At 70.0% G+C, this 20,683-nt stretch carries 18 protein-coding genes and 1 pseudogene; 15 read left to right on the forward strand and 4 right to left on the reverse strand.

All coding sequences use genetic code 11. The features are described from left to right. Nucleotides 1–65 precede the first annotated feature (65 nt). The 11 genes from E3U26_RS21330 to mnhG all read left to right on the forward strand — a co-directional run bounded on the left by E3U26_RS21330 (nucleotide 66) and on the right by mnhG (nucleotide 11,082). Nucleotides 66–1,118 carry a glycosyltransferase family 61 protein gene (locus tag E3U26_RS21330; RefSeq protein WP_499106531.1) on the forward strand — a complete coding sequence of 351 codons (1,053 nt, stop codon included), beginning with the start codon at nucleotides 66–68 and terminating at the stop codon, nucleotides 1,116–1,118. 94 nt (nucleotides 1,119–1,212) lie between these two features. Next, nucleotides 1,213–1,755, forward strand: coding sequence for a serine O-acetyltransferase (locus E3U26_RS21335; protein WP_036757928.1), 543 nt, complete (start codon nucleotides 1,213–1,215; stop codon nucleotides 1,753–1,755). Next, entirely contained in the window at nucleotides 1,748–3,319 is a 1,572-nt protein-coding gene (locus E3U26_RS21340) for an AMP-binding protein (protein ID WP_499106534.1), read from the forward strand. Before E3U26_RS21335 ends, E3U26_RS21340 begins: the two co-directional genes overlap by 8 nt. 19 nt (nucleotides 3,320–3,338) lie before the next feature. Next, on the forward strand, nucleotides 3,339–3,575 hold the full coding sequence (locus tag E3U26_RS21345) for an acyl carrier protein (RefSeq protein WP_036757930.1): 237 nt from the start codon (nucleotides 3,339–3,341) through the stop codon (nucleotides 3,573–3,575). Then, nucleotides 3,556–4,794 (forward strand): type III PLP-dependent enzyme, encoded by a 1,239-nt coding sequence (locus E3U26_RS21350; RefSeq protein ID WP_499106539.1) that lies wholly within the window; start codon nucleotides 3,556–3,558, stop codon nucleotides 4,792–4,794. Before E3U26_RS21345 ends, E3U26_RS21350 begins: the two co-directional genes overlap by 20 nt. Nucleotides 4,795–4,940: 146 nt before the next feature. Next, nucleotides 4,941–7,820 carry a monovalent cation/H+ antiporter subunit A gene (locus E3U26_RS21355; RefSeq protein ID WP_116220952.1) on the forward strand — a complete coding sequence of 960 codons (2,880 nt, stop codon included), beginning with the start codon at nucleotides 4,941–4,943 and terminating at the stop codon, nucleotides 7,818–7,820. Then, nucleotides 7,820–8,164: a Na+/H+ antiporter subunit C gene (locus E3U26_RS21360; protein WP_036757935.1), complete on the forward strand. Its 345-nt coding sequence runs from the start codon at nucleotides 7,820–7,822 to the stop codon at nucleotides 8,162–8,164. Before E3U26_RS21355 ends, E3U26_RS21360 begins: the two co-directional genes overlap by 1 nt. Further along, on the forward strand, nucleotides 8,164–9,909 hold the full coding sequence (locus tag E3U26_RS21365) for a monovalent cation/H+ antiporter subunit D (protein WP_052096111.1): 1,746 nt from the start codon (nucleotides 8,164–8,166) through the stop codon (nucleotides 9,907–9,909). Before E3U26_RS21360 ends, E3U26_RS21365 begins: the two co-directional genes overlap by 1 nt. Continuing rightward, the gene (locus tag E3U26_RS21370) at nucleotides 9,906–10,394 is read left to right on the forward strand and encodes a Na+/H+ antiporter subunit E (RefSeq protein WP_036757937.1); all 489 of its coding nucleotides are present in this window, start codon (nucleotides 9,906–9,908) and stop codon (nucleotides 10,392–10,394) included. The genes E3U26_RS21365 and E3U26_RS21370 overlap by 4 nt, the downstream gene beginning before the upstream one ends. After that, a complete protein-coding gene (locus tag E3U26_RS21375) occupies nucleotides 10,391–10,672 on the forward strand; it encodes a K+/H+ antiporter subunit F (RefSeq protein WP_036757939.1) in 282 nt (93 codons plus the stop codon). The genes E3U26_RS21370 and E3U26_RS21375 overlap by 4 nt, the downstream gene beginning before the upstream one ends. Next, a complete protein-coding gene (gene mnhG / locus E3U26_RS21380) occupies nucleotides 10,669–11,082 on the forward strand; it encodes a monovalent cation/H(+) antiporter subunit G (RefSeq protein WP_036757941.1) in 414 nt (137 codons plus the stop codon). Before E3U26_RS21375 ends, mnhG begins: the two co-directional genes overlap by 4 nt. Here the strand turns inward: mnhG and aroB are convergent. Together aroB and E3U26_RS21390 are read right to left on the reverse strand one after the other, a co-directional pair. Next, nucleotides 11,079–12,182, reverse strand: coding sequence for a 3-dehydroquinate synthase family protein (gene aroB / locus E3U26_RS21385; RefSeq protein ID WP_499106543.1), 1,104 nt, complete (start codon nucleotides 12,180–12,182; stop codon nucleotides 11,079–11,081). The genes mnhG and aroB overlap by 4 nt on opposite strands. After that, entirely contained in the window at nucleotides 12,179–12,715 is a 537-nt protein-coding gene (locus E3U26_RS21390) for a shikimate kinase (protein ID WP_036757944.1), read from the reverse strand. The genes aroB and E3U26_RS21390 overlap by 4 nt, the downstream gene beginning before the upstream one ends. A 125-nt stretch (nucleotides 12,716–12,840) precedes the next feature. Here E3U26_RS21390 and E3U26_RS21395 point away from each other — a divergent pair, with 125 nt between their 5' ends. From E3U26_RS21395 to E3U26_RS21410, 4 genes and pseudogenes are all read left to right on the forward strand, one after another. Further along, complete coding sequence (locus tag E3U26_RS21395) at nucleotides 12,841–13,128, forward strand: hypothetical protein (RefSeq protein WP_499106546.1); 288 nt, start codon at nucleotides 12,841–12,843, stop codon at nucleotides 13,126–13,128. Continuing rightward, nucleotides 13,115–14,737 (forward strand): amino acid adenylation domain-containing protein, encoded by a 1,623-nt coding sequence (locus tag E3U26_RS21400; RefSeq protein ID WP_036757948.1) that lies wholly within the window; start codon nucleotides 13,115–13,117, stop codon nucleotides 14,735–14,737. Before E3U26_RS21395 ends, E3U26_RS21400 begins: the two co-directional genes overlap by 14 nt. Next, nucleotides 14,734–15,705: a site-specific integrase gene (locus E3U26_RS21405; protein WP_499106550.1), complete on the forward strand. Its 972-nt coding sequence runs from the start codon at nucleotides 14,734–14,736 to the stop codon at nucleotides 15,703–15,705. Before E3U26_RS21400 ends, E3U26_RS21405 begins: the two co-directional genes overlap by 4 nt. Next, nucleotides 15,702–17,056: pseudogene (locus E3U26_RS21410) on the forward strand (HlyC/CorC family transporter). Before E3U26_RS21405 ends, E3U26_RS21410 begins: the two are co-directional and overlap by 4 nt. Here E3U26_RS21410 and E3U26_RS21415 read toward each other — a convergent pair. Together E3U26_RS21415 and E3U26_RS21420 are read right to left on the reverse strand one after the other, a co-directional pair. Then, entirely contained in the window at nucleotides 17,050–18,540 is a 1,491-nt protein-coding gene (locus tag E3U26_RS21415; protein ID WP_499106553.1) for a nucleobase:cation symporter-2 family protein, read from the reverse strand. The pseudogene E3U26_RS21410 and the gene E3U26_RS21415 overlap by 7 nt on opposite strands. Before the next feature lie 91 nt (nucleotides 18,541–18,631). After that, nucleotides 18,632–20,596, reverse strand: a complete 1,965-nt coding sequence (locus E3U26_RS21420; protein ID WP_499106554.1) for a hypothetical protein — start codon at nucleotides 20,594–20,596, stop codon at nucleotides 18,632–18,634. Nucleotides 20,597–20,683: the final 87 nt, after the last annotated feature.

Consider the following 20,683-nt stretch of genomic DNA (forward strand, 5'->3'; position numbering starts at 1 on the left):
TTCTGTCTCTTGCGCCCGCCGCCGCGCGACCGCACACTCCACCCGACCCTGCCAGCCGAGCCGCCATGCATTCCCTCAGACCGACCCATAACCGCCTGCGCCGCCTTGCCGGCCTGGGCCCCGCGGATTTCTTTGCCACCGCCGTCGAGCGATGGGAGATCTGCCCGGCCGAGGTGGGCGAGGTCATGCCGGGCATCTGGCTGCCCGACCAGGTCGAGCATATCTCGCGCACCGAGTTCGGTTCCCTGCCCAACATCCTTGAACAGATGCAGGGCAATCCGGCCGAGCAGATTCCGCCCACCCTGGGCTATCGCTTCCGCGACGTGGATTTCGTCGATGGCGTGCTGCATGCGCGCGGGGCCGAACGCCACCTGCGCCAGCACAAGCGCTCGGGCCTGGGCTATGCCCGGCCGCGCGAAAACCTGACGGGCGCGCTTTACGAAAGCTGGATCGGCAACCGCTGGTTCGGCAACTGGTTGCTGAACGACTGCCTTGCCTATCGCCTGGCCGAAGAGGCGGGGGCGCCGGTGACGTCCGCCCCGCTGCGCGGCGGCCATATCGCGCGCTACGAGGAATTGCTGGGCATGGCGCCCCGGCGCATCGGCGACGTGCATTTCGACGAGTTGGTCCTGTTCGACGACCTGCAAAGCAACAGCCACCGCCGCGGCCGCGCGCAGCGCAACCGCGCGCTGGTCCTTCAGGGGCGGGCGCTGGAGCCCCTGCCCGGCGTCTTCATCTTTCGCGGCGCCAGCGGCGATGCCCGCATCCTGGAGAACGAGGCCGAGATCGCCGAGCGGCTTGAGGTCGAATACGGCTTTCGCACGCTCTACATCGACCGCCACGACGCCGACGAACTGGCCCAGGCTGCCGGCGCGGCGCGGATCGTGGCGGGGGTCGAGGGCAGCCAGCTTGCCCATGGCGTCATCGCCATGGCGCCGGGCGGCACGGTGCTGACCCTGCAGCCGGCGGACCGGGTGACGACCTCGCTCAAGCTGCTGACGGATTGCTGGCAGCAGCATTACGCCATGGTGGTGGGGTCGGGCACCGCCCGCGGCTACCGGGTGGAATGGGACCAGATCCGGCGCACGCTCGACCTGATCGCGGCGCAAACCGCCTGAAACCCGTCCTAACAGTCAGGTTGAGTTTGCCGCGAGACATCGGAATATGGGGGCGGGCGAGCTTTATTTCCCGCCGAAGTGATTAAGCAAGTGCATGGTGATGTTCGAAACTCTCCGGGATGACTACAAAAGACACGGCCGTTCGCTGACCGAGCCCGCCTTCGTCTCGCTAGCCGTCTATCGCTATGGCCGCTGGGCCATCGGGCTGAAGAACCCGCTGCTGCGCTGGCTGGCCGGCAAGCCCTATGCGCTGATGCGGATCCTGATCCTCAACGTGACCAAGGTCTGGATCCCGCCGCAGGTGCGGCTGGGGCGCGACTTCCACATCATCCATGCCGAGGGCTCGCTGTCGATCCATCCCGACGTGGTGATCGGCGACCGCTGCGGGGTGATGCACAACGTCACCATCGGCACCAACATGGGCCCCGGCGCGCCGGTGATCGGCGATGATGTGTTCATCGGGGTGAATTCCTGCGTGCTGGGGCCGATCACCATCGGCGACCGGGTGCGGATCGGCGCCAATACCGCGGTGACGACCAACGTGCCGCCGGATTCGGTGGTCATCGGCTCGCCCGCCAAGATCTATCCCAGCCTGCCGATCTTTGCCGCCAAGAAGAAGGCCCCCGAGCATGAGTGACGATTTCGACCGCAGCATGTGGCGCCTTCTGGCCGACAACCTGCCCGCCCGCGCCGACAAGATCGCCGCGGTGGACCAGGGCCGCTCGGTCAGCTACGGCGAACTCGCGGCCGAGGCGGGGCGCGTGGCCGACTGGCTGGTCGGGCGCGGCATCCGCCCTGGCGACCGGGTGATCGTGCATCTGCGCAAGGGCATCGACGAGGTCGCGGCCATGTTCGGCGCCTGGAAGATGGGCGCCGTGGTCATCAACGTGAACATCCGCTGGACGCCCGCGCAGCTGGCCTATGTCGCCCACGACAGCCGGGCGCGCGCAGCGATCCTGCCCCGCAACGCGCTGGAGGCGCTGGTGGGCGAACATGCCTTGCCCGAGGGCACGGCCTATCTTGTTCAGGGCAAGGCCGAGGGCCTTGTCCAGGGCGCGGACCCCTGGGGGGCGCTTGGCGCCGACCGGGCTTCCGCGCCCGACGAATCCGACCCGCGCGGGTTGGCGATGATCATCTACACCTCGGGCTCGACCGGCACGCCCAAGGGGGTGATGCTCAGCCATCGCAACATCCGCGTGGGCGCCATCTCGGTCGCGGACTACCTGGGGCTGGACGAAAGCGACCGGCTGCTTTCGGTGCTGCCCTACAGCTTCGACGCCGGGCTGAACCAGCTGACCACCATGCTGCTGACCGGCGGGACGGTGGTGCATCAGCCGCTGACCATGCCGGCCGAGATCATCCGCATGGCCAAGGCCGAATCGGTGACGGGGATCGCCGGGGTGCCGCCCTTGTGGAACCAGATCGTGCGGCTGCTGGTGGACCGGCCGACCGAACTGCCGGCGCTGCGGCGCATCACCAACACCGGCGGCAAGATCCCCCCGAACATCCTGGAACTGCTGCCGCAGGTGTTTCCGGGCGTCGACATCTACCTGATGTATGGGCTGACCGAGGCGTTCCGCTCGACCTATCTGCCGCCGGCGAAATTCGCGGCCAAGATGGGCTCGATCGGCCGGCAGATCCCGAACGCGCAGGTCTTTGCCATCAAGCATGGCGAGGGGATCGCCGGCCCCGGCGAACAGGGCGAGCTGGTCCATGCCGGGCCGCTGGTCAGCATGGGCTATTGGGAAAAGCCCGAGGTGACGGCGCAGAAGATCCGCCCCTGCCCCGAGCTTGCGCACCTGCTGGGCGACGAGCCGGTGGTCTGGTCGGGCGACCTGGTGCGCGTGGACGAGGACGGCGACCTGTGGTTCGTCAGCCGCATGGACGAGATGATCAAGACCCTGGGCTTCCGCCTGTCGCCGACCGAGGTCGAGGATGCGATCTCGCAAAGCGGGCTTGTCACCGACGTGGTGGCCTTCGGGGTCGAGGATGCCGACCTGGGCCAGGCGGTTCACGCGGTCGTGACCTATCTGCCGCAGGGCGACGAGGCCGCGCTGGCCGCGCATTGCGCCCGCGCCATGCCCCATTACATGCGTCCCCAGCGCTATCATTCCTGGCAAGGCGCCATGCCGCGGACCGCCAGCGGCAAGCTGGACCGCCCCGCCATCATCTCGGCCGCCAGGGCCGCATCGCAGAACTGACCAGAAAGGCATTGAATCCATGAGCCTGAGCAAGGACGAACTGTTCCGCTATATCCGCGCCGAACTGAACATCGACACGCCGCTGGACGGCGATACCGAGCTTTTCTCGACCGGGATGCTGGATTCGGTGGCGATGGTCGGGCTGATCTCCTTCGTCGAGCAGCATGCCGGGGTGCGGGTGCAGCCGGGCGACGTGACGCTGGAGAATTTCGACACGGTGGACGCCATCCTGGCCTATGTGCAGACCCTTGACTGACCTCGACCGCCACCTGTCCGAGGCCGCGGCGCGCTTCGGCACGCCCTGCTATGTCTATGCCACCGACCTGGTCGAGGAGCGGCTGGCGCATCTGCGCGCGCATCTGGGGCGCTGGTTCGCCGTCAGCTTCGCGGTCAAGAGCAATCCGAACCCCGCGCTGCTGGGCTGGATGCGGGATCGGCTGGACTGCCTCGACATCTCCTCGGGGGGCGAGCTGGCGCTGGCGCGCGAGGCGGGCTGGGATGCGGGCCGGATCAGCTTCACCGGCCCGGCCAAGCGCGAGGCGGAGCTGCGCGCCGCCACCCAGGCGGGCCTGGGCGAGCTGGTGCTGGAAAGCCTGCGCGAGGCGCGGCTGGCCGATGCCGTCGCGGCCGAGCTGGGCCTCGTCCAGCCGGTGCTGGTCCGCCTGGCGCCCTCGCGCGTGCCCAAGGGTTTCGGCGACCAGATGGCCGGCCGGCCCAGCCCCTTCGGCGTCGATGTCGAGGACGCGGCCGAGATCCTGCCGCAGATCGCCGCCCTGCCGAACCTGCGCGTCATCGGGCTGCACATCTATTCCGGCACGCAATGCCTCAAGCCCGAGGCGATCTGCGAGAACTGGCGCATCTTCATGCAGGTCTTTTCCGAGACCTGCGCCGCGTTGGACCTGTGCCCGGAAAAGCTGATCTTCGGCGCCGGGCTCGGCATCCCCTATCACCCCGGCGACAGCGCGCTGGACCTTGCCGCCATCGCCGCCGAGATCGGCCCCGAACTGGACGCCTTCGCCGCGCGCTTTCCCGCGACGCGGCTGGTGCTGGAGCTGGGCCGCTACCTGGTCGGGCCGGCGGGCTGGTTCGTGACCCGCGTCGTCTCGGTCAAGCAGTCGCGCGGCAGCCGAATCGCCATCTGCGACGGCGGGCTGAACGCCAACCTGGCGGCCTCGGGCAATTTCGGCATGGTGCTGCGGCGCAATTACGTCATGCACCGCGTCGGCGGCGACGAGGGCGGCACCCGCCCCGAGGAAAGGCAGGACATATCCGGCCCGCTCTGCACCTCGATCGACAAGCTGGGCGGCGGCGTCGCCCTGCCCAGGCTGGAGGAAGGCGACCTGATCGCCATCCATGCCTGCGGCGCCTATGGGCCGACTGCCAGCCCGCTGCATTTCATCAGCCATCCCATGCCGGCCGAGGTGCTGCTGACCGGCGGGCAGATGCGCGACGCGACCCGGATCCGCGGCGGCTGAGGCCCGGCCGCCGCCCCATTTCCGGGCAAGCGATAAAATATTCCTGATCTTGGATTTTTGCGTCGTTTTTATCGACCGGGTCGGTTGTGTTTTCCGCGGCTGCGCGTCTATTATCTGCGCACAGCCCGAACCGGAAAAGGAACACGATGGTCGAACAGAACCTGTTGCTCTTGCTTGTTCTGACGCCATTCGTGTCGGCCGCCCTGGCGGCCACACTTCCCATCCGGGCGCGCAACGCCGAAGCCTGGCTCGCCGGGCTGACGATGATCGTCGCGCTGGTGATCCTGGGCGTGCTCTACCCCGCCGTGACCGAGGGGCGAAGCATCACCGGCACCTTCCGCTGGGTCAGCTCCATCGGGCTTGACCTGACCTTCCGCATCGACGGGTTTTCCTGGCTGTTCATGGTGCTGGTGGCGGGAATCGGCTTCCTCGTCATCCTTTATGCGCGCTACTACATGTCGCCCGACGACCCGGTGCCGCGGCTCTATTCCAGCCTGCTGGCCTTTTGCGGCGCCATGTCGGGGCTGCTGCTGTCGGGCAACATCATCATGCTGGTGGTGTTCTGGGAACTGACCAGCATCGTGTCGTTCCTGCTGATCGGCTATTGGTTCCAACGGCAGGACGCACGCGACGGCGCGCGGATGTCGCTGATCGTGACCGCCTCGGGCGGGCTGTGCCTGATGGTGGCGATGATCATCCTGGGCCAGATCGCCGGCAGCTACGAGCTGGACGCCGTGCTCAAGGCCGGGCCGCAGATCACCAGCCACCGGCTTTATCCGGTGGTGCTGATCCTGTTCGTGCTGGGCGCCTTTACCAAATCGGCGCAATTCCCGTTCCATTTCTGGCTGCCCAATGCCATGGCGGCGCCGACGCCGGTCTCGGCCTATCTGCATTCGGCGACCATGGTGAAGGCCGGGGTCTTCGTGCTGCTGCGCTTCCACCCGGCGCTGGGGGGCACGGACGCCTGGTTCCAGATCGTGACCGGCATCGGCATGACCACGCTGCTGCTGGGGGCGGTGGTGGCGCTGTTCCGCCACGACCTCAAGGGGCTCTTGGCCTATTCCACCATCAGCCACCTGGGGCTGATCACGGCGCTGGCCGGGATCGGCAGCCCCTTTGCGCTGATCGCCGCCGTGTTCCACATCGTCAACCATGCCGTCTTCAAGGCCTCGCTGTTCATGGCCGCCGGCATCATCGACCACGAGACCGGCACCCGCGACATGCGCCGCCTGTCGGGCCTGGCGCGGGTCATGCCGGTGACGGCGATGCTGGCGATCATCGCCTCGGGGGCGATGGCGGGGGTGCCGCTGCTGAACGGGTTCCTGTCCAAGGAGATGTTCTTCGAGGCGACCTATGTCTGGAACAACGGCGGCTCGCTGGACAATTTCGCGCCCTATGTCGCGGTGCTGGCCGGGGCGTTCAGCGCCGCCTATTCGCTGCGCTTCATCGTCACCGTGTTCTTCGGCCCGCCCGCCACCGACCTGCCGCAGGAACCGCATGAGCCGCCCTTGCTGATGCGCCTGCCGGTGGCGATCCTGGTGGCGATCTGCCTGGCGGTCGGCATGTTCCCGCAGCAGGTGCTGGGCACCTGGCTGCAGACTGCCAGCATGGCCGTGGTCGGCCCGGAACTGCCGCATTTCAGCCTCAAGATCTGGCACGGCGTCAACCCGCCCCTGATCATGAGCCTGATCGCCATGTCGCTGGGCGCGCTGATCTACCTGCTGCCGCGCCGGCTGATCGATTCGGGCGAGGACGGCACGCGGCTGATGCGGCGGCTGGACTTTGCCCGCGGCTTCGACTGGCTGCTGCAAGTCTTTACCATCCGGCTGCCGCGCTTTGCGCTGCGGGTGCTGTCGGCGAACGGGCTTCAGTCGCAATTGCGCGCCATGGTGCTTTTGTCGCTGGCCGGGGCCTGGTTCGTGCTGCGCCGGCTGGACTGGAACGTGCCCATGCCGGAACTGGGCGCAAGCGAGCTGGTCTTTGCCCTGCTGTGGTTGGTCGGCGGCACCTGCGCCGTCGGCGCCGCCTGGCAGGCCAAGTATCACCGTTTCGCGGCGCTGGTGCTGATGGGCGGGGCGGGGCTGGTGACTTGCGCCACCTTCGTCTGGCTGTCGGCGCCCGACCTGGCCGTGACCCAGCTGCTGGTCGAGATCGCCACCACCGCGCTGCTGCTCCTGGGCCTGCGCTGGCTGCCCAAGCGCGACCAGGAGATCCCCGGCGACAACAACCTGACCGCCCGTTCGCGCCGGGCGCGCGACCTGCTGATCGCACTCGCCTGCGGCACGGGCATGACCGCGCTGGCGCTGGCGGTGCTGCTGACCCCGCCCGGCACCTCGCTGGGCGACTGGTTCCTGCGCAATGCCTATGTCGAGGGCGGCGGCACCAATGTCGTCAACGTCATCCTGGTGGATTTCCGCGCCTTCGACACCTTCGGCGAGATCACCGTCCTCGCCGTCGTCGGGCTGACCGTCTATGCGCTGCTGCGCCGCTTCCGCCCCGCGCCCGAAAGCGTCGAGCGCCCGCGCCCGCAGCTCGATGCCGAGGAGCAGGCGCTGGAGGCCTATCTCTTCGTGCCCTCGGTGCTGATGCAATGGATGTTCGCGCCGATCATCGCGCTGGCGGCCTATCTGTTCTTCCGCGGCCACGACCTGCCGGGCGGGGGCTTCGCCGCCGGCGTCACCCTGGCCGTGGGCCTGCTCTTGCAATATGTCGCCGCCAATGTGCGCTGGGTCGAGGCGCGGATCACCGTGCTGCCGATGCGCTGGATGGCGGCGGGGCTGACCACCTCGGCGGCGGTCGGGGCGGGATCGTGGATCTTCGGCTATCCCTTCCTCAGCGCGCATGCGCAATATCTCGAGTTCCCGGTCATCGGCAAGGTGCCCTTCTCGACCGCGATGCTGTTCGATTTCGGCGTGTTCTCGACCGTGCTGGGCGCCATCGTGCTGATGCTGATCGCCATAGCCCACCAGTCGCTGCGCGTCGCCCCGCGCGCCCGCGCGCCCGAAACCGACGAGGAGACGCGCTGATGGAACTGATCCTTGCCCTGGCCATCGGCATCCTGGTCGGCTCTGGCGTCTGGCTGCTGCTGCGGCCGCGGTCCTACCAGGTCATCATCGGCCTTTGCCTGCTGGCCTATGGCGTCAACCTGTTCATCTTTGCCATGGGCCGGCTTTACGTCGGCGCCGCGCCGATCATGCCCAAGGGCGGCTTCGTCGATCCGACCGCCTATGCCGACCCGGTGCCGCAGGCGCTGGTGCTGACCGCCATCGTCATCAGCTTCGCCACCACGGCGCTGTTCCTGGTGCTGATGATCGCCTCGCGCGGGGCCACCGGCACCGACCACGTGGACGGCAGGGAGCGTCATCCATGATGAATGATGCGGCCATGCCCGACCATTTGATGATCGCGCCGATCCTGATCCCGCTGGTGGCCGGCGCGCTCATGCTGTTTTACAGCGACCGCAACCGGCAGACCAAGCTGATCATGGGGCTGGTGGCGGTGGGGCTGACCTTCCTGGCCTCGGTCGAGCTGATGGCCGACGTCAAATCCGCGACCGAACAGGGCGGCACCGTGGTCGGGCTTTACCGGCTGGGCGACTGGCCGGTGCCGATCGGCATCGTGCTGGTGCTGGACCGGCTTTCGGCGATGATGGTGATGCTGACGGCGCTTCTGGCCGCGCCCTCGCTGATCTATGCCGCCGCCGGCTGGCACGGCAAGGGCCAGCATTACCACAGCATGTTCCAGTTCCTGCTGGCGGGGGTGAACGGCTCGTTCCTGACCGGCGACCTGTTCAACCTGTTCGTGTTCTTCGAGGTGATGCTCGCGGCCTCATACGGGCTGATGCTGCACGGCTCGGGGCCCGAGCGGATCAAGGCCGGGCTGCATTACCTGGCGGTGAACCTGGCGGCCTCGCTCTTCTTCCTGATCGGGGTGGCGCTGGTCTATGGCACCACCGGCACGCTGAACATGGCCGACATCGGCCGCGCGCTCTATTGGCTGGACGATGCCGAGCGGCTGCTGTTCCACGCCGCGGCGACCTTCCTGGGGCTGGCCTTCCTGATCAAGGCGGCGGCCTGGCCCCTGTGCTTCTGGCTGCCGCCGACCTATGGCGCCGCCTCGCCGCCCGCCGCCGCGATCATGGCGATCATGACCAAGGTCGGCATCTATGTCATCCTGCGGCTGTCGCTTCTGGTGCTGGGACCGGATGCCGGGCCCTCGGCGGGCTTCGGTGCCTCGGTGCTGATGATCGGCGGGGTGGTGACGATGGCATTCGGCATGATCGGCATCCTCGGCACGCCGGAACTGGTGCGCAAGGGCGGCTATCTGGCGATCATCTCGTCGGGGACGGTGCTGGCCGCGATCGGCTTTGCCCAGGCGGGGGGCGGCAGCTCCATGCTGGGCGGCGCGCTTTACTACATGGTGGGCTCGACCGCGGCCATCTCGGCCTTCTTCCTGATCGCCGAGCCGGTCAGCCGCAACGACGAGGGCGACGACGACGCCCCGGCCGAGGACGACGGCTTCGACCCGCTGTCGGAACGCTGGGCGCCGATGGGGCTGGGCACGGTCGAGGACACCACCGCCCCCGCCAGCCAGCGCACCGTCAGCTGGCTGACCATGGCGATCTGCTTCGGCCTGGTCGCGGCGATGATCGCCGGCCTGCCGCCGATGCCCGGCTTCATCGGCAAGTTCGCCATCCTGCGCGGCGCGGTGCAGGACAACCTGCCCGCCTCGGGCCATCTGCCGGTCATCCTGTGGGCCTATGCCGCCATGCTGATCCTGTCGGGGCTGGGGGCGCTGATCGCGCTGATGCGCTTCGGCATCCGCCGCTTCTGGGCCGAGGAAGGCCCGACCCCGCGCATCCTGGCGCTTGAGGTGGTGCCGGTGGTCATGCTGCTGGGCATGATCGGCCTGCAGACCGTGCGCTCGGACGCGCTTCTGGGCTATACCAGCGCCACGGCCGACGCGCTGCTGGAGCCGCGCGTCTATCGCAGCGCGGTGCTGGCCGAGGCGCAGGACGTGCGCGCCGCGCCGGTGCAGAGCCTGAGCCCCGATCCGCTGCCCGAGCCTGAGGCCGAAGCCGAGCCCGAAAACGGGCCAGAGGAGGGCGCGCAATGAGCCGCTTCGTCCCCCATCCCGTGCTTTCGGCCGTGCTGGTGCTGATGTGGCTGTTCCTGACCGCCTTCACCCCCGGCCACCTGCTGCTCGGCACGCTGATCGCGCTGGGGGCGGGCTGGTCGGTCGAGCATCTGCATCCGCCCAAGCCGGTCTTCCGGCGCTGGCTGGCGATCCCCAAGCTGATGGCGGTGGTGGCGCTGGACATCCTGCGCTCCAACATCGCCGTGGCGCGGGTGCTGATCCTGGGCCCCGACCATCCGAAATACCATTCGGGCTTCGTCGAGCTGACGCTGCGCTTGCGCGATCCCAATGCGCTGGCGGTGCTGGCGATCATCCTGACCGGCACCCCCGGCACCGCCTGGATCGAATTCGACCAGGAGGAAGGCCGGCTGCTGCTGCATGTCCTCGACCTGCGCAGCGACGACGACTGGCAAAGCCTGATCCGCGACCGCTACGAGGCGCTGCTCATGGAGATATTCGAATGACGGCCGAGATCCTGCGATTCGCCCTGGGCTATGCCCAGATCGCCCTGATCCTGGCCCTGGGGCTGGCCTGCTGGAGGATGCTGCGCGGGCCGCGGGCGCAGGACCGCGTTCTGGCGCTCGACACGATGTACAGCATCGCCATGCTGCTGTTTCTGGTCATCGGCATGGGCAACGGCAATGTCTTCTTCTTCGAGGGCGCGCTGGTCATCGCCGTGCTGGGCTTTGTCACCACGGTCTGCGCCGCCAAGTTCCTGATGCGGGGCGAGGTGATCGAATGATGCATCTGGAGCAACTGCCGCCCTGGGCCGCCGTCATCATCGCGCTGTTCGTGGTGGTCGGCGCCTCGCTGACGCTGCTGGGCGGGGTGGGCCTGGTGCGGCTGAAAAGCTTCTACCAGCGGCTGCACGCGCCGACGCTGGGCTACAGCTATGGCACGCTGCTGATTATCCTGGCCTCAATGCTGATGTTCTCGCTGGCCGAGGGGCGCGTGGTGGTGCATGAGCTGATGATCGGCATCTTCATCATGGTCACGACGCCGATCACGCTGTTGATGCTGGGCCGGGCGGCGCTGCGCCGCGACCGCGACCGCAAGCTGGGCCATGACGAGGTGGTGCCGCCCCGCATCCGCAGCACCGAGCCCCCCGCCGAGACCGAGACCGAATCCGAAACCGGCGATCCGCAGCCCTAGCGCGATTGCGCCAGCACCTGCCGCAGCAGGGCGGGGTCGACCGCATCGGTGACGAAGGCCTGGCCGATGCCGCGCGCCAGGACGAAGCGCAGCTTGCCGTCCTGCACCTTCTTGTCCTGCGCCATCAGCCCGATCAGCGCCTCGTCGTCGGGCAGCTCGCCCGGAATGTCGGCGATGCGCGCCGGCATGCCCATGGCGGCGAAATGCGCCGCCACCCGCGACGGCGCCTCCTGGCTGCACAGGCCCAGCTTGGCCGAAAGCTCGAAGGCCAGCGCGCAGCCGATCGCCACCCCCTCGCCATGCAGCAGCCGGTCGGAATAGCCGGTGGCCGATTCCAGCGCATGGCCGAAGGTATGGCCCAGGTTCAGCAGCGCGCGCTCGCCCTGCTCGGTCTCGTCGCGCTGCACGATGCCGGCCTTCATCGCCACCGAATGGCGCACGGCGTGCAGCCGCCGCGCCGGGTCGGCCGCCAGCCCGCCGGCATTGGCTTCCAGCCATTCGAAGAAGCCCTCGTCGCCCAGCAGCCCGTATTTCGCCACCTCGCCATAGCCGGCGCGAAAATCGCGCGGCGTCAGGGTGGTCAGCACGTCGATGTCGGCCAGCACCAGCGCCGGCTGGTGGAAGGCGCCGATCAGGTTCTTGCCCTGCGGGCTGTTGATCCCGGTCTTGCCGCCGACCGAACTGTCCACCTGCGCCAGCAGCGTCGTCGGGATCTGCACGAAGCGCACGCCGCGGCGCAGGATCGCGGCGGCAAAGCCCGCCAGGTCGCCGATCACCCCGCCGCCAAGGGCGATCACCAGGTCGTTGCGCTCGATCCGCTGGGCCAGCAGCCATTCCACGGCGCGGCCCAGCTCGGCCCAGCATTTCGTCGCCTCGCCGGCGGGCAGGGCCAGCGCCGGAGCCTCGATCCCCTGCCGGGCCAGCGCCTCGCGCAGCGCCGGCAGGTGCAGCGCCGCCACCGTCTCGTCGGTCAGGACGGCGACGCGGCGGCGGCCGGCCAGCGCGACGATCTCTTCGCCCGCGCGTGCCAGCAGGCCCTGGCCGATGCGCACGTCATAGGAACGCGCGCCCAGGTCGACATGGACGGTTTCGATGCTCATTTGCCCTCCAGGATCGCCGGATCATGCGCGCGGATCGCGTCCAGCACGCGGTCCGCCGTCTGTTCGATGCTGTCGCCGCGCTGCGCGGGGACGCGGATGTCGGCCTGCGCATAGACCGGGCTGCGCTCGGCCAGCAGCCGCTCCAGCGTGCCGCGCGGGTCGGGGGTCTGCAGCAGCGGCCGCGTCGGCCGGTGCCGGACCCGGTGCCAGAGCGTCTCCAGGTCGCAGTCGAGCCAGACCGAGACCCCCTCTTCGCCGATGCGGGCGCGGTTCTCGGGGCGCAGCCAGGCGCCGCCGCCGGTCGAGACCACGCCCGGCCCCGAGGCCAGCACCCGGCCCAGCACCTCTGATTCGCGGGCGCGAAAGAAGTCCTCGCCGTCGCGGGCAAAGATTTCCGGGATGGTCATGGCGGCCGCGCGCTCGATCTCGGCATCGGTATCCGAGAACGGCCTGCGCAACCGGCGCGCAAGTTCGCCCCCGATCGCGGTCTTGCCCGCCCCCATCATTCCGATCAGCACGATGTTACGCCGCATCACCACCCGGATCCCGCCTCTTGCAACCGGACAGACTGATGGCGTGATCTTTCGGGAAATGCCATATATATTTCGCAAGAACCGGCGACAGACCGGCAAGCATATCGAGGCGGAAGGGGCAATTCATGCGGCTTTTGAAGGTGGTGGTGGTTCTGGTCATCCTGATTCTGGCGGGCCTGGCCGGCTATGCCTATTTCGGCGACATGAGTTCCGACCCGCGCGAGATGCGGATGCCGGTCGAACTGGACCTGGGGGCGCAAAGGGCCGCCGTCCCGGCATCGACCCCGGCATCGACCCCGACCACGACCCAAACGCCGGCCCCTTCGACGGCCACGGCCCCCGAGGACGGCGATGCCGCCCAGTCCGCCCCGGCGGCCGAGGATGCGGGGGCGGGGCAGAATGACCTCGACTGACGGCCTTGGCCTGGCCTGCGCCCTGGTGGCCGGGCTGGCGCTTGCCCTGCCCGCCGGGGCCAAGCCGCCGCTTTCGGCCAGCGACTGGCTGTCGGGCAGCGTGCGCGAGCCCGACAACATCTCGTCCTGGCGGCCCGGCGACGCGCGCCCGCCCGAGCTGAGGCAGCGCGCCCGGCGCGAGCTTGCCCCCACCGGCGCGGTCGAGCCGGTCGGCGTGACCCGGCTGGGCGAGGGCAATCCCGACGGCAAGGGCACCGTCTCGCCGCGGGCGGCGGGGCTTCCGGCCGATCTTTGGGGCGACAGCGAGGCGGCGGTGCTGGTGCGGCTGATCCGCAGCCCGAACCCGCGCCTGCCGGCGCTGCGGCGGCTGGAGCGGCGGCTGCTGGCCGCGCAACTGCGCCCGGCCCGGACCGAGGCCGGGCAGGAAGGCACCCTCTTCCTGGCCCGCGTCGACAAGCTGCTGGACATGGGTGCCACCGGCGCCGCCAAGGAGCTGCTGAAGGCCGCCGGCCCCGGCGACCCGCAGCGGTTCCGGCGGCTGTTCGACATCGCGCTTCTGTCCGGCGACGAGGCCCAGGCCTGCGAGACCATGGACCGCACCCCCGGCGTCGCCCCCAGCTTTCCGGCGCGCATCTTCTGCCTGGCCTTCGGCGGCGACTGGGCGGCGGCGGCGCTGGTGTTTCACGGCGCGCAGGCCATGGGGCGGATCGACCCGCAGATGGCGACGCTCCTGGCGCATTACCTGGACGACGGCTATTCCGACAGCGCCGAGGAGCTGGTGCCGCCCGCCGTGGTCACGCCGCTGGAGCTGCGCCTGCACGAGGCCATCGGCCAGCCCCTGCCCTCGTCCAGCCTGCCGCTGGCCTTCGCCCTGGCGGACCTGGACCAGAACGAGGGCTGGAAGGCGCGGCTGGACGCGGCCGAGCGGCTGGCGCGGGCGGGGGCGATCCCGGCCTCGCAGCTGCGCATGATCTATCTGGAGCAGAAGCCCGCCGCCTCGGGCGGGGTCTGGGACCGCGCGGGCGCGGTGCAGGCGCTGGCCGATGCGCTGCTGATGCGCGACGTGGCGGGCGTGGGCCACGCCCTGCCCCGCGCCTTCGACGCCATGGTCGCGGCGGGGCTTGGCCCGGCACTGGCCGACATGGTCGGGGCCGAGGTCGGCGCGCTGGGGCTGGACGGCCGCGCCGGCCGCATCGCGCTGTGGCTGGCGCTGCAGGCCGCACAGCCGCAGGTGGTGCAGGCCCCGCCCGCCGATGCCGCGCCTTTCGAGCTGTGGCTTTTGCGCTTTGCCGAGGGCGAGCCGCAATCCGCCCCGCCGCAGGGCGAGGGCGAGCCGCGGGCGGCCGCGCTTTTCCCCGCCTTCCTTGGCCCGTCGGAGCAGAACCTGCCGGACAGCGCCGCGCAGCTGATCCTGGCCAACCGGCGGGGCGAGGCGCTGCTGGCCGCCATCGCCGATGTCGATGCCGGGCTCGACGGCGACCTGCCGCGGGCGGCGCAGGGCCTGCGCGTGCTGCGCGTGCTGGGCCAGCAGGAAATCGCGCGCCAGGCGGCGATCGAGCTGATCCTGGCCCCGGTGATGGCGCCCCCGCCGGGCGCCGGCGCACCGTGAGCGGCGGCGGCCTGAACGACCGGGGCCGGATCTCGGCCTTTCTCGACGCGCAGGCGGCCGAGGCGGGGGCGGCGCGCAACACCCTGCTGGCCTATGGCCGCGACCTGCGGGATTTCGCCGACTGGCTGGCGGCGCGCGACGAGACCCTGCTGGCCGTCCCGCGCGAGGGGATCGAGGATTACCTGTCCCATTGCGACGCCCAAGGCTTGTCGCGGGCGACACGAGCGCGGCGACTGTCGGCGATCCGCCAGCTCATGCGCTTCGCGCTGGACGAAGGCTGGCGCGAGGACGACCCGGCCTGCCGCATCAGCGGGCCGGGCCGGATGCAGCGCCTGCCCAAGGTGCTGGACCGGGCCGAGGTGCAAGCCATGCTGGACGCCCTGCCCCGCATCGGCCGCAACGAGGCCGAGCGCGCCCGCAACCTGGCGCTGGTCGAGCTGATCTACGCCACCGGCATGCGGGTGAGCGAGCTGGTCTCGCTGCCGGTGGGCGCCTGCCGCGGCGATCCGGCGCTGCTGCTGATCCGCGGCAAGGGCGGTAAGGAGCGCATGGTGCCGCTGAGCGATCCCGCCCGCCGGGCACTGGCCGCCTGGCTGAAGCGGCGCGACGATGCCCCCGCCGAAAGCCCGCTGGGCCGGCTGGTCGCGGGCAAGGGCGCGCGCTGGCTGTTCCCCGCCGCCAGCCGCGAGGGGCACATGACGCGCCAGGCGATGAACGCCCTGCTGGGCCAGCTGGCGCTGGCGGCCGGCATCGACCCGGCCCGCGTCTCGCCGCATGTGATCCGCCACGCCTTCGCCACGCATCTGCTGGAGGGCGGCGCCGACCTGCGCGCGATCCAGACGCTGCTGGGCCATGCCGACCTGGGCACGACCGAGATCTATACCCATGTCCTGGACACGCGGATGCGCGACCTGGTGCTGAACCACCATCCGCTGGCCCATGCCCATCGCGACGACCAGGAACCATGATCCCGCCGGCCCTTACCGACCCCGCGCTCGCCGCCCATGACCCGCTGCCCTGGCTGGTCGGCGCGGCGATCCTGCTGCTTCTGGGGCTTTCCGCCTTTCTTTCGGGCGCCGAGACGGCGCTGGCCGCGGCAAGCCGCAGCAAGCTGCGCGCCCGCGCCGACAAGGGCGACCCTCGGGCCGCCGCGGCGCTGGAGGCCAGCGAGGACGACGAGAAGCTGAACGGCGCCATCCTGGTCGGCAATACCCTGGTCAGGATCCTGGCCGCCGGCCTTGCCGCGGCGCTTGGCCTGCGGCTCTGGGGCTGGGGCGGGGCGGCGCTGGCGGTGCTGGTCCTTGCCGCGCTGCTGCTGGTGCTGGCCGAGGTGCTGCCCCGCACCCTGGCCCGCCTGCCCCCGAAGACATGGCCGGCCGCGCCGCCCGCCCCCTGGCCCTGCTGGCCCGCATCCTTGCGCCCGTGGTCTGGACGGTGCGGCTGGTCGCGCGCGGCCTTCTGGCGCCCTTCGGCATCCGCGCGGACGAGGCCGGCCCGGTGTTTTCCGTGCAGGACGAGATCGCCGATGCCTTGGCCGTCGCCGAATCCAGCGGCGCCGTGCAGAAGGCCGAGCGCGACCTGCTGCTGGGCGCGCTGGACCTTGGCGAGCGCTCGGTCGAGGAGGTGATGCTGCACCGCTCGAACATCGCCATGATCGACGCCGGCCTGACCGCCGAGGAGGTGCTGGACCTGGTGCTGAAAAGCCCCCACACCCGCCTGCCCGTCTATCGCGGCGAGCGCGAGAACGTCATCGGCGTGATCCATGCCAAGGACCTGCTGCGCGGCGTGCGCCGGGCGCTTCAGGACAGCGGCCCCGAGGCGCTGCGCAACTTCGACGTGCTCAGCACCGCCATGCCGCCCTATTTCGTGCCCGAGACCACGCCGCTGGACGAGCAGATGCGCGAATTCCTCAGGCGGCGGACGCATTTCGCGCTGGTGGTGGACGAATACGGCAGCCTGCGCGGGCTGATCACGCTCGAGGACATCCTGGAAGAGATCGTCGGCGAGATCACCGACGAACATGACATGGACGCCGCGCAAACGCTGCTGCCCGGACCGCAGGGCGACTACATGGTCGACGGCGCGATGACCATCCGCGACCTGAACCGGGCGCTGGACTGGTCCCTGCCCGACGACGAGGCCAATACCGTTGCCGGGCTGGTGATCCACATGGCCCAGTCGATCCCCGCGGCGGGCCAGGTGTTTTCCTTTCAGGGCTACCGCTTCGAGGTGCTGGCGCGGCGGGAAAACCGCATCACCCGGCTGCGCATCCGCCCGCTGGAGACGCCGCCGCCGGGCGAGGCCGCCGCCGATCAGTGATCGGCCATGCCGGCGGCGCGCTTGGCCTCCTCGACGCTGCCGCCGGTGCCGTTGAAGAAGGCGTTCAGCGCCACCGCCGCGATGGTCGCCAGCAGGATGCCCGATTCGACCAGCGGGTGGATGGCATGCGGCATCCATTGCTTGAAGTCGGGCGCGATCAGCGGGATCATCCCGAAGCCGAGCGCCACCGCCACCACGAACAGGTTGTTGCGGTTGCCGGCGAAATCCACCGTCGAGAGGATGCGGATGCCGGTCGCGGCGACCATGCCGAACATGACGAGGCCCGCGCCGCCCAGCACCGGGGTCGGCAGCGATTCCACCGCGGCGCCCATCTTGGGCACCAGCCCGAACAGGATCAGGATCAGCCCGCCGGCGACGCAGATGAAGCGGCTCTTGATGCCGGTGACGCCGACAAGGCCGACGTTCTGGCTGAAAGAGGTATAGGGGAAGGTGTTGAAGATGCCGCCGATCAGCGTGCCCAGGCCATCGGTGCGCAGCCCGGCGGTCAGCCGCTGCGGGGTGATCTCGCGCCCGGTCATCTCACCCAGCGCCAGGAACATGCCGGTCGATTCGATCATCACCACGATCATCACCAGCACCATGGTCACGATCAGCACCGGGTCAAAGATCGGCATGCCGAAATGGAAGGGCGCGACGATGCCGAACCAATGCGCCTCGGCCACCTTGTCGAAGGCCATCTGGCCCAGCACGATGGTCAGCCCCGCGCCGATCAGCATGCCCAGCAGCACCGCGATATTGGCGACGAAGCCGCGGCCGAAGCGGGCGATCAGCAGGATCGCGACCAGCACCACGCCGGAAATGGCGATGTTGACCGGCTGGGCGTAAAGCGGGTTCTGCACGCTGGGCGCGGGGGCAAAGCCCTCGGGCAGGGCGGGCACGGCGCCGGTCCCGGCCAGGTCGCGCAGCTGGTTCAGCCAGCCCGCCGCGACCGGGTCCACCACCTTGGGCGCGGTCGGCCCGACCGGGTTGCCGAAAATCCAGTTGATCCCCACCCGCATCAGCGTGACGCCGATCACCAGGATGATGGTGCCGGTCACGAGCGGCGGAAAGAACTTCAGCATCCGCCCGACGAAGGGCGCGATCAGCATGGCGACGATCCCCGCGCCGATGATGGCGCCAAAGATCATCCGCGCGCCCTCGGGACCCGGATAGGCATTGGCCATGGCCACCATCGGCCCGACCGAGGCGAAGGTCACGCCCATCATCACCGGCAGCTGGATGCCGAACCAGCGCGTCACGCCCAGCGACTGGATGATCGTGGCCACGCCGCAGCAGAACAGGTCGGCCGAGATCAGGAAGGCCACGTCCTCGGGCGAGAGCTTCAGCGCGCGGCCGACGATCAGCGGCACCGCCACCGCGCCGGCATACATGACCAGCACATGCTGCAAGCCCAGGGTCGTCATGCGCAGCGGCGGCAGGATCTCGTCGACCGGATCGACTGCGGATGTCGCGGCTCTTGCCATGAGGCCCCCCATTGTTGCCCGTTATCCTTGCGTTTTCGCAAGACTGCGCTGGCGGCCGGGCTTTGGCAAATGCTTTATGACGATCGCGTGATCAGCCGGCCTGCGCCGCGCAGGATGCGGCATCCGCAAGCGCGCCGGCCTGCATCTGCCGGCGCATTGTGCGGCGCAGGGTCTGGGTCAGGCCCAGTTCCGGCCAAGCCGCCTGGGCGGCGCGCAGATGCGCCTCGGCCCGCGGGGCGTCCTGGGCCTCGGCGGCGCGCAGCGCGGCCGATAGGCGCAGCAGCGGCTGGTCCGGCGCCAGCGCCAGCGCCGCATCCAGCCAGCGCTGCCCGGCCTTGCGATTGCCGGCGGCAAAGCAGACATCGGCCAGCCGCTTGCAGGTCAGCATCCGGCCCGGCCGCGCCGCATCCAGCCAGTGCAGCAGCGCCAGCGCCCGGTTCAGCCGGCCATGCAGCCGCAGCACCGAGGCGCAAAAGCCCAGCCAGGCCGCGTCCCCCTCGGCAAGCGGCGGCTGCTCGCCCCTGGCCAGCGCCGCCTCGACCGGGGCCAGCGCCTCGGCGCCGGGGCCCAGCTTGCGCCACAGGTCGGGCCAGACCAGCAGCTCGCGCTGCGGGCCCGGATCGCGGATGAACTCCGACCAGTCGATTCGCAACAGCCAAAGCGGCAGGATCCGGCCCTTGCCGCGTTCCGGGCCGGGCTGGGCATAGGTCGCCAGCAGCTCGGGGGCGAAGCCGAGCGCCCGGCTGGCCGCGCCGCCCTCGCGCATCAGCCGATGCGCCAGGGCGGGCATGATCGGCCCCTCGGCCGAGCGCCCGGCAAGGATCATGTCCACGAAGGCCGCGTCCGGTGCGGGCGCGGCGCCATCGGCATTCCTGCCCTGCCCGCCCGTGACCAGCAGCACCTGCCGGCATTGCGGCTTGTCGCGGTTGCGCATCAGCGGCGCCTCCAGCCCCTGCAAGGCCAGCCGCCGCGCCTTCTGCGCCCGGCCCGCCGACCAGGCCGCCACCGCAAGCTCGCGATAAAGAAAGGGGAAACGCTCCAGCAGCGCGCGGTTCCCGGCCAAGGCATCGACCAGCTCCGCGCCTCGGCCGCGGCGCCGGGCATGGCCGGCGGCATAGCTAATGCTTTGCGCCAGATCGCCCGGCGCAAGGAAACTCTCCGGCCGCGACAGCACCCGCTCCAGCAGCGCATCATGGGCCGAAGCCTGCAGATCGGCGGGAAGCGCCCCCGGCAGGGTCACGATCCGGCATTCTCCCACCATCGCCGCGGCGCGCGAAAAGGCGCTGTGGCTGGGCGCGCCCACCTGGGCGCAACCGGCCATCAGCAGCAGTTCCAGCAGGTCGCGCTCGGCCGGGGTCAGCGCGCCGGGGTCCAGCAACTCCTGCACCGAGAGGATGCGCGGATCGCCCTGCCGCAGATGCTCGACCGCGGCCGGCGTGTCGGAAAAGGCGATGACCGGCCCCTCCACCGCGGCGACAAAGGCGCGGAAGAACTCGTCAGGCACATATTTCGACGCCCAGGAGGAATAGGACCAGGGATCGCCGTCCAGGATGTCGCCGCGCCGGACATGGATCGCCAGCGGCCGACCGCCGCCCGCCCGCTCCAGGATGCGCCGCGCATCCGCCAGCGCCCGCGCCAGCCGCGGGGACAGGGCCAGATCGGCGGCCACGGCGCGCAGGCCGGCGGCCGCCTCGGCCTCGGGTTCGTCCATGAAGCGCAGGATCTCGGCCATGCTGTCGCACTCATAGCGCCGCCCCTCGGCCAGGGTCCGGGCAAAGCCGGCGCGGCTCATGCCTGGCGCAACCGCGGGCAGGTTGCGCAGGCCCGCGCGGTCGGGCGCGTGCCCGACCACGTCGATATGCGCGGCCACGAAGCCGGGGTCCAGGAAATCGCGCGGATCGGCCAGCTCGGGATAGGGGCCGTCGGGCTGGGACAGCCACAGATAGCGCCCCGAGACCCCGAACTTGCGCGCGATCCGCATGACGTTGAGCAGGCAGATCAGCCGCGCGCCGATCCGGTCCTGCCGGAAACCGATGATGGCGTGATGCTTTGTCATGCGAAACCGCCCCTCCGTCCCCCTTGCGGCTTGCAACCGCGCGCCCTCCTGCCTATCAGGACGTGCCGCCATACAACAGCACGGAAT

The sequence above is a fragment of the Paracoccus ferrooxidans genome (genome assembly GCF_029909815.1).
Taxonomy (GTDB): Bacteria; Pseudomonadota; Alphaproteobacteria; order Rhodobacterales; family Rhodobacteraceae; genus Paracoccus; species Paracoccus versutus.

Coding starts and splice junctions, on each gene's coding strand:
- E3U26_RS21335 (WP_036757928.1), top strand. CDS start 1,213: ATGGTGATGTTCGAAACTCTCCGGGATGACTACAAAAGACACGGCCGT.
- E3U26_RS21330 (WP_499106531.1), top strand. CDS start 66: ATGCATTCCCTCAGACCGACCCATAACCGCCTGCGCCGCCTTGCCGGC.
- E3U26_RS21360 (WP_036757935.1), top strand. CDS start 7,820: ATGGAACTGATCCTTGCCCTGGCCATCGGCATCCTGGTCGGCTCTGGC.
- E3U26_RS21365 (WP_052096111.1), top strand. CDS start 8,164: ATGAATGATGCGGCCATGCCCGACCATTTGATGATCGCGCCGATCCTG.
- E3U26_RS21370 (WP_036757937.1), top strand. CDS start 9,906: ATGAGCCGCTTCGTCCCCCATCCCGTGCTTTCGGCCGTGCTGGTGCTG.
- E3U26_RS21345 (WP_036757930.1), top strand. CDS start 3,339: ATGAGCCTGAGCAAGGACGAACTGTTCCGCTATATCCGCGCCGAACTG.
- E3U26_RS21375 (WP_036757939.1), top strand. CDS start 10,391: ATGACGGCCGAGATCCTGCGATTCGCCCTGGGCTATGCCCAGATCGCC.
- mnhG (WP_036757941.1), top strand. CDS start 10,669: ATGATGCATCTGGAGCAACTGCCGCCCTGGGCCGCCGTCATCATCGCG.
- E3U26_RS21415 (WP_499106553.1), bottom strand. CDS start 18,540: ATGGCAAGAGCCGCGACATCCGCAGTCGATCCGGTCGACGAGATCCTG.
- E3U26_RS21400 (WP_036757948.1), top strand. CDS start 13,115: ATGACCTCGACTGACGGCCTTGGCCTGGCCTGCGCCCTGGTGGCCGGG.
- E3U26_RS21420 (WP_499106554.1), bottom strand. CDS start 20,596: ATGACAAAGCATCACGCCATCATCGGTTTCCGGCAGGACCGGATCGGC.
- E3U26_RS21340 (WP_499106534.1), top strand. CDS start 1,748: ATGAGTGACGATTTCGACCGCAGCATGTGGCGCCTTCTGGCCGACAAC.
- aroB (WP_499106543.1), bottom strand. CDS start 12,182: ATGAGCATCGAAACCGTCCATGTCGACCTGGGCGCGCGTTCCTATGAC.
- E3U26_RS21355 (WP_116220952.1), top strand. CDS start 4,941: ATGGTCGAACAGAACCTGTTGCTCTTGCTTGTTCTGACGCCATTCGTG.
- E3U26_RS21395 (WP_499106546.1), top strand. CDS start 12,841: ATGCGGCTTTTGAAGGTGGTGGTGGTTCTGGTCATCCTGATTCTGGCG.
- E3U26_RS21350 (WP_499106539.1), top strand. CDS start 3,556: ATGTGCAGACCCTTGACTGACCTCGACCGCCACCTGTCCGAGGCCGCG.
- E3U26_RS21390 (WP_036757944.1), bottom strand. CDS start 12,715: ATGCGGCGTAACATCGTGCTGATCGGAATGATGGGGGCGGGCAAGACC.